A 13,589-nucleotide genomic window follows, 5' to 3' on the forward strand; every position below is an offset into this window, starting at 1 on the left:
AATCGGAAACCAGTTCTGAGCCAGTCTGAGCATATGACTCAGGACACCTTTGCCGAAGCCCCGACGCTGTTTGAAACGGATGAAGCCCCGGTGCAACCGCTGCCCGCAGGCCGGTTGCCGTCCTACATCAAGGATCACCGCAAGCGCCTGCGTGAACGGTTCATGTCGGGCGGTTCGGCGGCGATGCCGGATTATGAACTGCTGGAACTGGTTTTGTTTCGTTCGATTTCCCGACAGGACGTGAAACCGCTGGCGCGGGCCTTGATGGATGCATTTGGCGACTTCAATCGCGTGCTGACTGCGCCCGAAGAGCGGCTGCGCCAGATCAAGGGCGTCGGTGATACCGTGATCACCGATCTCAAAATTCTTGAGGCTTGCGCCCACAGGATGGCGCGTGCGCGGGTGATGCAACGGCACGTGATCTCAGGCTGGGACGCATTGCTGGACTATTGCCACACCACCATGGCGCATCGTGAGACAGAGCAGTTTCGGGTGTTCTATCTGGATCGGAAAAATGTCCTGATCGCAGACGAAGAGCAGGCCAAAGGCACCGTGGATCATGTTCCCGTTTATCCGAGAGAGGTTGCGAAACGGGCGTTGGAACTGAACGCATCCGCGCTGATTCTCGTGCACAATCACCCGTCAGGCGACCCGACACCATCGCAATCCGACATCGACATGACCAATCGAATTCAGGACGCCTGTACCGCACTTGGCCTGGTTCTGCATGACCATCTGATCATTGGAAAATCAACCGAGTTGAGTTTCCGCTCGCAGGGATATCTTTGATCGAAAGGTTGCCTGCCAACTGCAGGCGCGGAAAAGCTGCATCCGGCCGTGGCCCGTGAAGGCAACCTACCGGATGCTGGCGTTCCGGTGCGCCAACACCGGAACGGTTTGTCTGATCACCCGTGCAACGGCTTATTGTTTGCGGCCCGATATGCCTGAACGTATCCACGGGCGACGGACCGGACGGCACGGCCAATTTGCGAATAGGCCTCATCTGGCAAGTTGGCAAAGGACACGCGCGCGGACCAGCCGGGTGCGTCAAACCCGCTGCCGTTCAAAAGCACGATCCCGTAATCCTCCGCCAGCTTGAAGGCGATATCCAACGGATGAACGTTTTTCTTGATCCATTCGACCACATCGTCGCCCACGTATTTCCGAAGCCAGTATTCAAAGTCGATGATCCCGTAATATGCGTCGTAATGCGCACCGGCATCCACCTCGATACCCATTGCCTCGGTCAGCAATTTGAACCGGCGGTGGACAAGTTCCATGCACGCGGTCTGATACAGTTTCTTTGTGTCCACCAGTTCGCAAAGCGAGAACAGCGTCATCATCACCTGTTGCGGCAGGGACAATCCGGCAGTGTGGTTCAGAGCAACATCGCGACTGTCGGCCACCAGCCTGTCGATGAACCTGATATCGCGTGGCGTAAGGCTCAGCGTGCCGTAGCGGCGATCCAGCGCTTCTTTGATCTCTTCCGGCAGGTTCGCGAGTTTTTCGTCAAAGATATTGTCTTCGGCCACCGCGATCACACCCAGCCGCCATCCCGTACAGCCGAAATACTTGGAATAGGAATAGACCCCGATCGTGTTGCGCGGCAGCTGCCCCATGACCGATGTGAAATCATGAACAAAGGTCCCATAAACATCGTCGGTCAGCACGATCAGGTCGGGCCGGTGGTTGGTCACCAGATCATCCAGCTTGCGCAGCGACGCGTCATTCAGTGCGACCGAAGACGGATTACCGGGATTCACCAGAAAGAACGCTTTGACCTTTGGGTCTTTCAGCTTTTCCACGGCCGCATCGGTAAGTTGAAATCCGTCTTCCTCATCAGTCTCTACATGGACGGATTCCAGATTGTAGTCCTCAAGCTCGGGCATCTCGAGATAGGGCGTGAATATCGGTGTGCACAACGCAATCGTGTCGCCTGGATTCAGTAGGCGATTAGCTTTGAGAGACTTGAAAATATAACACATCGCCGCTGTGCCGCCCTCGACCGCGAACAGATCGAATTTTGCGTCGGGTCTATGACCCGAACACATGGACCACATCAGATATTCATGGGCGATGATCGCATTGTGCTTCAGGATACGATCCGGAACGGGGTAGTTGTCGCCGATGATCGAATCCGTCAGCTCGTGCACAAATTCATCCGCATCAAAGTCAAAGGCTGAAATGGCGTGATCGACCACCTGGCGCAGGGTTTCCGATCCCGGCATGTCACCGTTTTCATCAAGCCAACCCATCAGGCGGCCATGACTGCCAGCCATTTCCGGCATTCCGCCCAGGCCTGCGGGATGGTTCATGACACGTTTGGATTCGGTTATCGCGAATTGCCCCAGCGCAAAGAAAGCCTCTCGCGGGCGGGTCGCGACCCAGTTGGGGTTTCCGCGTCCGGCGTTCAGAAAGACGCTGTTGGCTTTTTGGGCCTCGGCTGACGCCAGTTGAATAAGCTCATCCTTGATCTGAAACGGGCTGAGCGCCTCATAGTCGTGCAGTTTCAATCTATCCATTGCAATAGCCTCTCTGAATCAGCTGAGAACAAGTACGACGACCATTCCGAAAATGGTCAAAAGCGTGTTTCCGATGGCATAGGGCATGCCATACCCAAGCGCGGGGATGCGGCTTTGCGCGGCCTCTTGAATCATGCCCAGCGCAGCGGTTGTCGTTCGGGCGCCCGCGCAGGCGCCGAACAGGATTGCCGGGTGAAACTTGAAGACATAGTGGCCGACATAAACCGAAAAGATCATCGGCAGTGACGTCGCCACGATGCCCCAAAGCAGCAGCGCCAATCCCGCCTGCTGAAGGCCCGCGACGAAACCCGGCCCGGCCGAGATTCCGACCACCGCGATAAAGACGTTTAGCCCGAGGGTATTCATCAGCCAAAGCGATGGTCCGGGTATCCGGCCAAAGGTTGGGTGAACGGTCCTCAGCCAGCCGAGGACGAGGCCAGCCAGCAGCGCTCCACCGGTGGTCGACAGACTGATCGGAAAGCCGCCCATCATGATCGCGAATGTGCCGATCAGGCCGCCGATGAAAATACCCCAGCCCACAAAGGCCAGATCGGTCGTATCAACGGGGCGGTCTGCATACCCCAGTTCGGCAATGGCGGCTTCGACGTGGCGCTTGCTGCCCATGATTGTCAGGATGTCGCCACGATGCAGTACCGTTCCCGGCAAAAGCGGCAGGTCGATCATGTTGCGCATCAGTTTGGTGGCATAAATACCGCGGGCCTGATGCATCTCGCTGAGGTCTTGCAGGGTTTTGCCGTGAACCTCTTTGTTGGTGATCAGAACATCCAGCTTTTCCGATGGAATGCTCAGCAATTCCGGCGCATCGGCTTCTTTCAGGGTTGGTTCCAGCTGGCCGACCAGATCGGCCCGCCGCCCCGAGAACATGACGGTGTCCCCTGCCTGCAGAACGGTATCATCGTCCACTTCGATGATTTTGCCGTCCCGTCGCAGCCGTTCCGCAAACACCCGCACGCCCGGCAGCAGATCCTTGACAGGCTGCCCCAGAAGGGCACTGCCCTGAGGGATTTCAAAGGCGCGGGCCTCGATCGCGCGGTAGGCCGAGACCATGCCGCCGCCAGTTTCCGCCGCAGCGCCGCCACCCAGTTGGGCCTCATACTCTTTGCAGGCAGCAACCAGATCGACGCCGATCAATCGCGGCCCGATCTTGGCCAGAATGATGGCCGAACCGATGGTGCCGTAGATATAGGTGACGGCATAGGCGATCGGAATTTGATTTGCGTATTTCTGAGCGTCCTCCGATGACAGTCCGAGTTGATTGATCTGATCCGTCGCAACGCCAATCGCAGCCGAGATGGTCTGCGACCCCGCATAAAACCCTGCGGCATAACCCAGCTCCAGACCAGCAACCTTGGCCGAGATCAGCGGCACAATCAGGCACAGCGCAAGGACGCTGAGCGCAAACAGAACCTCTCTTGCGCCATCGACTTTCAGGCCCCGGATAAATTGTGGTCCAACGCCATAGCCAACGGCAAAAATGAACATGATGAAGAAAGTGGATTTGACGGCGGAATCGATGTCGATATGCGCCTGTCCGATGACCACGGCGGCCAACAACGTGCCCGTGACCGTCCCCAGACTGAACCCCATGAATTTCCATGGGCCGACCAGAAAGCCGATTCCAATGGATAAAAATACGGCAAGCTCCGGATAGTTCCGAAGCACACCCACAAACCAGTCGATCATAGTCTTCCTCCCCTGACGGTGATCGAGTTTTGCACTGCTTACGTTTCTGCCTGTTTCCGCTGGCCGTGCACCTTTTCCCGAAATTTCTGAGCCAAAACATAAAGCGACGGGATGATGAAAATCCCGACAAGCGAGGCCGCCAGCATACCGCCAAACACAGGTGTACCGACGCCGCGCCGCGCCAGTTCTGACGCGCCTTCTGCAACAACCAGCGGGTAAAGCCCCGCGATGAAGGCAAAGCTGGTCATCATGACCGCCCGAAAACGTGCACGTGCGCCATCAATCGCGGCGTCAACGACATTCATTCCGCTATTGTACCGATCCATCGCAAATTCGACGATCAGGATCGCGTTCTTTGCCGCCAGCGCAATCAGGACGACCAGACCGATCTGGGCATAAAGGTTGTTTTCAAGCCCCAACAGCAAGAGCGCCCCCAATGCCCCGCACACGCCAAACGACACGGACAACAGAACCGCCAGCGGAATGCTCCAGCTTTCGTAAAGGGCGACGAGGAACAGATAGGCAAACAATACAGCCAGTCCTAGAACGATGGGGGTCTTACCGGCCGCCTCGATCTCTTGCTGGGCGGTTCCGGTCCATTCATAGCTATAGCCCTGCGGCAGTGTCTGGGTAGCTACCTGATCCATCGCCGTCAGCGACGCACCCGAAGACACGCCTGGCGCCGGAGCACCATTGATGGTCACGGATCGGAAGTTGTTGTAGCGAACCAGCAATTGCGGCCCAAGGATCAGGTCCGTTTCGGCCACTGCGCGGATCGGTACCATCTCGCCATCCTTGTTGCGCACATGAATGCGTCCGATATCCGTGGCGCTTTTGCGGTACTTTTCATCCGCCTGCAGATTGACCTGCCAGGTGCGGCCAAAGAGGTTCATGTCGTTCACATAATACCCGCCCAGCGTCACCTGCATGGCGCGGAACAACTCATCCACATCGACGCCAAGGGTCTGAAGCTTTTTCCGATCCAGCTTGAGGTCCAGTTTCGGGGTCTGCGCCGAAAAGGTCGTATAGACGCCCGCAAGCCGGTCATCCGCATTGGCCGACGTCACAAGACCCATCGCGGTTGCCCCCAGATCGACAACATCGCCACCATGCAGATCCAGAAGCTGGAATTCAAATCCGGCACCCGTACCAAGCCCCATGATCGGCGGCAGGTTGAAAGGAAACGCAACCGCGGATTCCAGCCCGGCGAAACTCCGTCGCGCGTAGCGGATTGAGGCATTGACCGAAAGCGCCGGGTCGGTCCTTTCCTCAAAGGGTTTCATGATGACAATTGCGAAACCGCCATTGGACTTCGAGATGCCGTCGACAAAGCTGAAACCCGTGACGGTCATCACTTCCTCGACGCCCGGCCCGTCCTTTAGGATGTCATAGACATCGTCCAGCACGACGGCGGTCCGGTTGATCGAGGCCCCTTCGGGCAACGCCACCTCGACAAAATAGACACCCTGATCTTCGGTGGGCAGAAACCCTGACGGTGTAATCTTGAACAGCGCACCGGCGCCGAACAGGGCGAACCCAAGAAACAGGATCGACAACAGCGCACGCCGGGCCAGCCGGGTGACGACAAAGGCATAACCATCGCGCGCATCGTCGATCCGCCGGGATATCCACGCCAGTGGGCCGCGCTTTGGCTCGTTGTCATGTTTCAGCAAAAGCGTGCACAGCGCAGGGCTGAGCGTCAGGGCGTTCAATGCAGATATCAGCATCGAAAAGGACACGGCCACGGCAAACTGCTGGAACATCGATCCTGTGATGCCGGGAATGAAAGCAACCGGGACAAACACCGACAGTAGAACGAAAGTGATGGCTAGAATCGGGGCGGTGATCTGGTTCATCGCCTCGCCGGTTGCTTCGGCCACCGACAGTTCCGGCCGCTCGCTCATCACCTTTTCGACGTTCTCGATGACAACAATGGCGTCATCCACAACAATGCCGATTGCCAGCACCAAGGCCAGCAGCGAAACCGTGTTGAGTGAAAAGCCAAGCGCGAGAATAAAGCTAAGCGCTCCGATCAGCGAAACCGGGACTGCGATCAGGGGGATCAGTGCCATTCGGAAACTGCCGAGGAACAGAAAGACGACAATCACCACCAGCACAAAGGCTTCAAGCAGTGTCTTGATGACTTCTTCGATACTGGCCTTTACGAATGTGACCGAGTTGTAGGGCACGCTCCAGCTGACATCCTGCGGGAACGAGCTTTGCAGGGCGTCGATGGCGTTGTTCACCCCCTCGGATGTTGCAAGCGCATTGGCGCCGGGCGCCAGATAGACGCCGATCATCGCAGTGGGTTTGCCTTTGAACTTGGAAAAGGAATCCTGTGATTTGGCGCCCAGCTCAATCGAGCCGACATCGCCAAGCAGCACAAACGAACCATCGGGCAGGGACCGGACAACGATCTGCTCGAACTCTTCAACGCTGCTCAGGCGGCCCTGCGTCTGGATATTGAGCTGAAAGACCGGATCATCGGTCATCGGCTGCGCGCCTACCCGGCCCACCGCAGCCTGCACGTTCTGTCCGTTCACTGCATTGATCACATCGTCAACCGACACCTGCAGGCTGGTCATCCGGTCCACGTCCAGCCACACCCGCATGGAATAATCCTGCGCGCCGAATATCTCTGCATCCCCCACACCGGGCGACCGCTTGATACTGTCCAGAACGTTAATCGTGGCGAAGTTCGACAAAAACAGCGCGTCGTGTTTCGGATTGTCCGACGTTATCGCAATGACCTGCAACAGCGCCGAGCTTTTCTTTTTGGTGCTGACACCGGCCCGGACAACTTCATCCGGGAGGCTGGACATGGCCAGACTGACCCGGTTCTGGACGTTCACCGCGTTGATATCGGGGTCGGTTCCCGGTTCAAACGTTACCTGCAGGCTATAGCTTCCGTCCGAACCGCTGGTCGATTTCATATAGAGCATGTCGGATACGCCGACGACCTGCTCTTCGATGATCTGCGCGACTGTGGATTCCACGACATCTGCGCCGGCACCCGGATAGGCGGTCGAAACCTGAACCTGTGGCGGTACGATATCGGGCAACTGTTCGACCGGCAGCTGGGTCAGCGAAATAAGACCGGCCAGCGTAATGACAATCGAAATGACCAGCGCAAATCGGGGACGGCGAATGAAGAGTTGAGAGATCACGGATCAATCCTCTTTTGCCGTTGCATTACCCCCGGTGGTGTCGGTTTGACCGTCCTGCCCGGATTTCGCAGATGTCTTTTGCACGGCATCCACTTCGATACCGGCATGGACGCGCTGCAACCCTTCGGTGATGACCTGATCACCTTCTTTCAGACCGCTGCCCACAACCGCCTCGGTGCCGGCAATGCGTGCCACGTCGATTTCCTGTTTTGCGACCTTTCCGCTGTCATCGACCGTCAGGACAAAATATCCGGACTGATCCCGCTGCAGGGCAATCGCAGGTATGACCAAAGACTTGTCCTGCGGTTGGTCGACAACCTTTACGCGAACAAGCTGATCGTTCAGTAACGCCCCGTCCGGGTTCGGGAAGGTTGCCTTTATCATAATGGTGTCGGTTCCGGACTGAACGCTGGTATCAAGCAGCGAAACCTTTCCGCTATGCGCATAGTCCGTGCCGTCAGCCAGAATCAGGTCGATTTCCAGAGGTGCTCCGCCCTTGTTCTTTGACCGCTCAGCCCTGAACTTCAGAAGCTCGGTTTCGGATACGGGAAACGAGACATAGATCGGATCGATACTGGCGAGGTTCACAAGCACCCCGCTGCCCGGGTTCACATAGGCCCCTACCGACAGGCTGCTAAAGCTCATCCGCCCATCGAAAGGCGCTGCGATCTTGGTATAGGACAAGTTAAGCTGCGCATTCTGCAGGCTGCCCTTCAGTTGCAACAACTCACCTTCGACCTGTCCCTGCTGGGCCTGCGCTTTTTGCACGATGTTTTCGGCAACATCATCTTTTTCAAATAGCTTTTGCTGACGATCCAGTTCGATGTCCGCCAGTGTCTTTGCGGCCTGCGCGGATTTGATCTGGCCCTGTATCTGGGTGATCGCCGCCTCATAAGCGTCCGGTTCGATCTGAATCAGCAGGTCGCCCTTTGCCACGCGCCCGCCTTCCTCGAACCCGATGGATTCAACATAGCCCGGAACACGGGCAAGAATGTCTATCTGGTTCACCGGTACGACCCTGCCCGAGAACACTTCGGATTCCGAGACCTGCTTTGACTCGACCGGAACAACGGTCACTTTCGGTTTGGGTGGTGCCTGTTCGCCGGACTGCGCAAAGGCCGGAGCTGAAAGGCCGCCCGACGAGACAAAAACCAACGTGATAAGCGCAGCTAGGCGTTTCATATACGTTACTCAACTATGGATAATCTGGAATTCTCGTTTCACGATAGCGGTAATCGCGCTTGAGTCCAGTTTCAGAAACTTTGTGCCAACCGTTTTTTCGATCAGCCAGTGTTTCAATAGTTGGAATTTGTTTTCCCTGCAGGCCGCAGCACTGCCCAGTCCGGGCATAGACCTGCGCGACATAATGAATAATGTGAACCCAGTACGCCAACAAAAGACACATCGCGGATCGAGAACGCCAATGACGGTCATTTCAAAAGAAGACACCGAAAAGCTTGAAAGCCGCGCCCTGACTGCCGGAATGATCGGTAACCTGTTTATGGGTGTGGCGGGGGTGATAGCGGCCTATCTTTCGCACTCACAGGCCATTCTGGTTGATGGGTTGTTTTCGCTGATCGGCTTTTCCGCTGCCCTGCTGGGCAAACGCGTTGCGCGAAATGCGCGCCGTCAACCGGACAAGTTCCGGCCATACGGCTATGCCGGTGACGAGGCGATTTTCACCACATTTCGCGCGCTGTCCCTTCTTGGTCTGGTTCTGTTCGCCATAGCCAACGCTCTGATGAACATCCTTGGCTATGTGAACGGAGCACCTCAGGCGAAACTGGTATTCGAACCAATGGCCATCTATTTTGTGGTCGTCGGTCTGACCTGTGTCCTGTTATGGGCCTTTCATCGCTGGTCATGGAAGAAAACCGGAAATCTCAGCGAGGTGCTGCGGCTGGAAAGTAAGGCCGCTGCCTTTGACGGCGTAATCACCGGTGCCGCAGCCGTGGGCCTTTTGGGTATTCATTTTCTCAAGGACGGATTTCTTGCACCCATTGCTCCGGTAGGGGACTCGGTCATTGTTCTGGTTCTGTGTACAACTGTCGTTGCACAGTATTTCCGGGACTTTATACGCGGCCTTGGTGAATTGGCGGGTGTCACTGCCAGCCCCCGGCACGTCGCCGCAGCGCGCCGCGCCGCCCGGCACACATTGACACAGGATGGGGGTTTGCTTTGTGATCTGTCGGTCTCCAAGCTGGGGCGTCTTTTCACGGTCTTCGTTTACTACGATCCAAACCGCCCCGTGCTTGCCGAGCATATTGATGACCTGACCTTGCAGCTGCAGAAAGATATTGGGGCGGCCCTGCCAGACCCCGAAGTCTTTGTCGTGATCTCAAAACACGGCCGCGTTCTACCGACGGAGTAGGGATAGCCAAAATGCAGAGCAGTGCAATCGGATAATCTGACCCACGATTTGGTGTCAGAAACTTAATCCGAACCCGATAGCAACGCCGTTAAAATCTTGGGCGAATACACCATTTAACATAATTCGACCTGCCCTGATCCCCGATCTTCCGCCGGTACCTGTATCGACTTCCAACCCCAGACCGGTTGATACCATCCAGTCTGTATCCAATACAGTTGCACTATCCCCGTGAAAAAAGGCGACGCCGGTATCGATCACCAGACGTGTAGGGCGTTTGAAGGGCCGGACCTTGGGCAAGGGGTATCTGTGTCGGGCAAACAAAGTGGTCTGGTTGGATCTTGCGGTCGCATCCCCAGCCAATGGTTCGTCAATTGGATAAAATTTGAGAAAGGTCTGGCGAATTCGGTACTCACCTTCCAGAAGCCCAAACTTTTCCTCGCGGAGCAGGCTGAGTGACGCGCCGACCCCGACAGCATCCAGATTTCCATCGGCATCGTCATTCGGGTTTGTTGCCATTCGCGACAGTGGAGAGCCGGATAAAATCGCGTCTGTGGAAACATGACCAAATGACAAATGGCCGACAGGTCGGACTGTCCAATCGCGTCCCAGTGAAAAATCCCAGCCAACCCCCACCGTTCCGGCGATGCTCGCCCAGGTCACGTCCAATTCCCTTCCCGGAGCTATCTCGGGAAAAATGAGAACGGGATTATAGTTTTGGTAGGCCGCAAGCCACTCGATATAAAGATTGTTGTCCAACGGGTTGAAGCCGCCCCTGATTTGCGTTGAGCGAAAATCCCGGGTCGGGCCGGACGCGTTCAGGAAAGTGAATGACGGCAGGATATCATTTGGTGTGGCAGCAACGCTAAGCGCTGCCAATGCGGCTTTGGCGGCCACTTCTGATACATCCGGCTCAACACCCTGCGCCAAAACAGGTGGGGACAAAGCGCAGGAAACAAATGCAATCAAATACCGAACAGGTTTCACTGTCATCCTTCATTCTGGAGAGCTGAATACCCGCCATTGGCAAGAATTTGATAGAAACGCATCGAATAAAGCAACAACTTTAAACCGCAAATCAGCCAGATCATGCGGTTGAGGTGATGTGCCAATTGCCACATTGAACCCTCGTTTCTTGTCTACTTACTGCACGCCAACGGGTTTTGTTCCCGAAAGCCAGTGCATGTAGGTCTGCAAAAGGTTACGTATCCGCCATCGATAACTTCATGAGAAGTGTGGCGTTCACTCGACCCAAACTTCGACCCGCCGGTTAATTTTCCGACCCCACTCGCTGCTGTCGCAGGCCATGGGCATCGCCTCGCCAAAGGCATCTACGGCGATTTCGACGCTTTCCGGCAATGTGGTTTCAATTGCCGCCAGAACCGCATCGCGCACGGATTCAGCACGTTTCAGTGCGATGCGGGCGTTGCCGTTTGCTGGCCCGTCGCCATCGCTGAAGCCGATAAACATCAGCTTTCGCGTGTCGTATTCTCCGCTCTCCAGCGCTTGCGCCAACTGCAAAATGTTCGATCTTGATTGCGCGTCCGGGCGGGACGAACCGGGTTCAAAACGAAATGACGTTGTCAGGCGCGCCATCGGCCTGAGCGTTTCAATCATGCGCCGCATTTCTTCAATCTGAATTTCATCCCCACTGGATGCGATGACATTGGCAAGACGATCACCTTGCAGTCCGATGCTGATGGTTTCGGTCGACTGATCCACAAAACCCGCCCGGCGGATGACCAGTTGAGCATCAGGGCTCTGGGCGTATGCCAGAAACTGCCGCGCAATCTTTGGCAGGCGGCGAGCAGGCAGATACAGAAACATGGGCGACGTCAAAGGATAGTCTTCGGTTTTAATAGTCCAGCGGGTTGCCGACAGGGAAAACCCACAGGGACCCGCCAAAGTCAACGCGCGCGCGGCCGCTGTTTCGGCATGGCTGGCAATACCGATTGAAAATGGATCGCTGGAAATAGAACGACCCAGATCGCTGCTTCGCGTGTGCCGAACGATATCCGTCGCAAGCGTCAGATTGACCGGATTCAAAAGCTGGTCAACAACAGCCTGCGCCAGACCAGATCCCGCATCAGGCAGATGCAGTGTCACCGGAGCATCTGGCCCGCCCAATTCGGACCAATTGGCAATTTTACCAGCAAAGATATCGGCAAGATCGGCGGTCGTGACCTGCCGGACCGGGTTGTCGGTGGACACCACGGGAACCATCGCGTCCAGCGCCAGAATGCGGGACCGGCTGGGTTGAGTCAGGTCGCCCATGCCGGCCTGTATTGCCTGATCCTTTTCCAGAGGGCGTATTTCCCTTTGCGCCATAACTATATCCGCTTCATCGCTCAGAAGATCGGCAAATCCCTGATCGGTATGCGCAAGTCTGAAGGTCAGCCGCGCAAGCGGAGCTTGCCGTCCGGGCTGGTGCAGAGAATAGACAAAATGCGTATCCCCCAGCGATTTGCGTTGTGCATTCAGCCCGGTTTGCTGCGCAAACCCCTCGACAAGGGCTGGCAACAGTGACTCTCCCATGACAGAAGAGCCTGAAAACACCACCTCGGCGACGAAGTCGGTCAGACGAGGGCAGGCGGGGCCATCACAGGTGACGCCCGAACCATCCACGGTCAGTTCGCCAAACTGTGTTTCGATTCGATAGAATTCTCCGTCAAACCCCAACAGAGAACCGGTCACTTCGACCTTGCCGTCATGCGAAGTCAAAGTGATATCCTGCGCCGCAGCACCGGTTGCGATTGTCAGTAACGAAAGTGCGGCGATCGCCGCCGCACGGAGCCGGTTCATGTGATACCTGAGATTGCCTGCGAATTACTTTGAAGCGATTTTCAGGTCTTGGAGCAGATTATTCAACACCAGAAAATCACCTGCAGCTGTACAATCGGGAATTGTCAGCGTGAAATCGCGTGACCGCAGTTTACGATCCCGCCGCAGTTCCAGGGATTGCGCGTGAATGTCACGACCACAATTGGCCTGCGTCACCTCAGCTTCGATCGACAGCGCAACAGACCCCGTTCTATCGGACTCGCGGGATGGAAAAGTGTAAACCTCTGCAAACTGCGCCTTGGATGCCTTTTTGTTGCCAAGGTGAACGACGTGGCCCACCCCTCGAGCAGAGCGGTCTGCCCAGACATGTCCGTCTTCGCCATAGCCTGCTCCGAATTCCAGTGCGTGGATCTGGAAACCGGCATCAGTGTCCCATTGCAGGGCGATCCGTTCGTATGCATCCAGGTCATCCACATGCGTGGTGGCCACGGTTCCTTTCCCATTTTCGAATGAAACCAGGAAAACCGCATTCTCGGTAATGGCGGGCACCATCAGTTCCAGATCCCCGTCAGCACCGGTCATTTCAGTGAACACGAGCCCGCTGTGATGGATCGACACGCGTTCGTTTGCGTTACAGGGCGCTGTTACGCTTAACTTTGCGCTGGCCATCGGCCCTGCGACGGCCACGGCACTCAAATTGCAGGTCTTCTGAAACTTGGGTTCAGGTGCGTTTTCGATACTTGCCCGATGGTCCGATGCGCCAGATGCCTGTTCCTGCGACGGAGACGAAGCAGTGAGGACGATATCCTCCAGCCCGGCGATAACGGCACCTTCGGGCAATTTGTCAGCATTTGAGGCCAGCTGTTGTCCGGGTGAATCCGCGGGTGACATCCATGACAGGCCATGCTGCATGAAAAAGCCGACACCAAGCGCGCACCCGACCGTGCCGCCCACGGTCAAGAAATTTCGAATATAACTCAAGACACCCTCCCCAGTTGAAGGAGCGATGGTCAATTTCGTTAAGAAACGCGGCCAATCTGTGGCCGC

The 13,589-nt window shown here is 56.3% G+C and carries 9 protein-coding genes; 2 read left to right on the forward strand and 7 right to left on the reverse strand.

What is annotated here, in order from left to right; translation table 11 throughout:
• Positions 1-33 precede the first annotated feature (33 nt).
• Positions 34-789, forward strand: a complete 756-nt coding sequence (radC, locus tag ACR0NA_RS17405; RefSeq protein WP_170655177.1) for a RadC family protein — start codon at positions 34-36, stop codon at positions 787-789.
• 116 nt (positions 790-905) lie between these two features.
• Here radC and ACR0NA_RS17410 read toward each other — a convergent pair whose 3' ends face one another.
• Genes ACR0NA_RS17410 through ACR0NA_RS17425 form a run of 4 tightly spaced genes read right to left on the reverse strand, consistent with a single transcriptional unit; the run spans position 906 to position 8,575 of the window.
• Entirely contained in the window at positions 906-2,522 is a 1,617-nt protein-coding gene (locus tag ACR0NA_RS17410) for a bifunctional aspartate transaminase/aspartate 4-decarboxylase (RefSeq protein WP_480731052.1), read from the reverse strand.
• 18 nt (positions 2,523-2,540) lie between these two features.
• Entirely contained in the window at positions 2,541-4,226 is a 1,686-nt protein-coding gene (gene aspT, locus ACR0NA_RS17415) for an aspartate-alanine antiporter (RefSeq protein ID WP_480731054.1), read from the reverse strand.
• 38 nt (positions 4,227-4,264) lie between these two features.
• Positions 4,265-7,393: an efflux RND transporter permease subunit gene (locus ACR0NA_RS17420; RefSeq protein ID WP_480731056.1), complete on the reverse strand. Its 3,129-nt coding sequence runs from the start codon at positions 7,391-7,393 to the stop codon at positions 4,265-4,267.
• A gap of 3 nt (positions 7,394-7,396) precedes the next feature.
• Complete coding sequence (locus ACR0NA_RS17425) at positions 7,397-8,575, reverse strand: efflux RND transporter periplasmic adaptor subunit (protein ID WP_480731058.1); 1,179 nt, start codon at positions 8,573-8,575, stop codon at positions 7,397-7,399.
• 241 nt (positions 8,576-8,816) lie between these two features.
• Here ACR0NA_RS17425 and ACR0NA_RS17430 point away from each other — a divergent pair, with 241 nt between their 5' ends.
• A complete protein-coding gene (locus tag ACR0NA_RS17430; protein WP_480731060.1) occupies positions 8,817-9,764 on the forward strand; it encodes a cation efflux transmembrane domain-containing protein in 948 nt (315 codons plus the stop codon).
• A 54-nt stretch (positions 9,765-9,818) separates the two neighbouring features.
• Here ACR0NA_RS17430 and ACR0NA_RS17435 read toward each other — a convergent pair whose 3' ends face one another.
• The 3 genes from ACR0NA_RS17435 to ACR0NA_RS17445 all read right to left on the reverse strand — a co-directional run bounded on the left by ACR0NA_RS17435 (position 9,819) and on the right by ACR0NA_RS17445 (position 13,523).
• A complete protein-coding gene (locus ACR0NA_RS17435; protein WP_480731062.1) occupies positions 9,819-10,754 on the reverse strand; it encodes a hypothetical protein in 936 nt (311 codons plus the stop codon).
• Between the two features lie 249 nt (positions 10,755-11,003).
• Positions 11,004-12,563, reverse strand: a complete 1,560-nt coding sequence (locus tag ACR0NA_RS17440) for a phosphate ABC transporter substrate-binding/OmpA family protein (protein ID WP_480731064.1) — start codon at positions 12,561-12,563, stop codon at positions 11,004-11,006.
• A gap of 24 nt (positions 12,564-12,587) precedes the next feature.
• Positions 12,588-13,523, reverse strand: a complete 936-nt coding sequence (locus ACR0NA_RS17445; RefSeq protein ID WP_480731066.1) for a hypothetical protein — start codon at positions 13,521-13,523, stop codon at positions 12,588-12,590.
• Positions 13,524-13,589 lie beyond the last annotated feature (66 nt).

Source organism: Ruegeria sp. C11 (assembly GCF_056537725.1).

Coding starts and splice junctions, on each gene's coding strand:
- radC (WP_170655177.1), top strand. CDS start 34: ATGACTCAGGACACCTTTGCCGAAGCCCCGACGCTGTTTGAAACGGAT.
- ACR0NA_RS17410 (WP_480731052.1), bottom strand. CDS start 2,522: ATGGATAGATTGAAACTGCACGACTATGAGGCGCTCAGCCCGTTTCAG.
- aspT (WP_480731054.1), bottom strand. CDS start 4,226: ATGATCGACTGGTTTGTGGGTGTGCTTCGGAACTATCCGGAGCTTGCC.
- ACR0NA_RS17425 (WP_480731058.1), bottom strand. CDS start 8,575: ATGAAACGCCTAGCTGCGCTTATCACGTTGGTTTTTGTCTCGTCGGGC.
- ACR0NA_RS17430 (WP_480731060.1), top strand. CDS start 8,817: ATGACGGTCATTTCAAAAGAAGACACCGAAAAGCTTGAAAGCCGCGCC.
- ACR0NA_RS17435 (WP_480731062.1), bottom strand. CDS start 10,754: ATGACAGTGAAACCTGTTCGGTATTTGATTGCATTTGTTTCCTGCGCT.
- ACR0NA_RS17440 (WP_480731064.1), bottom strand. CDS start 12,563: ATGAACCGGCTCCGTGCGGCGGCGATCGCCGCACTTTCGTTACTGACA.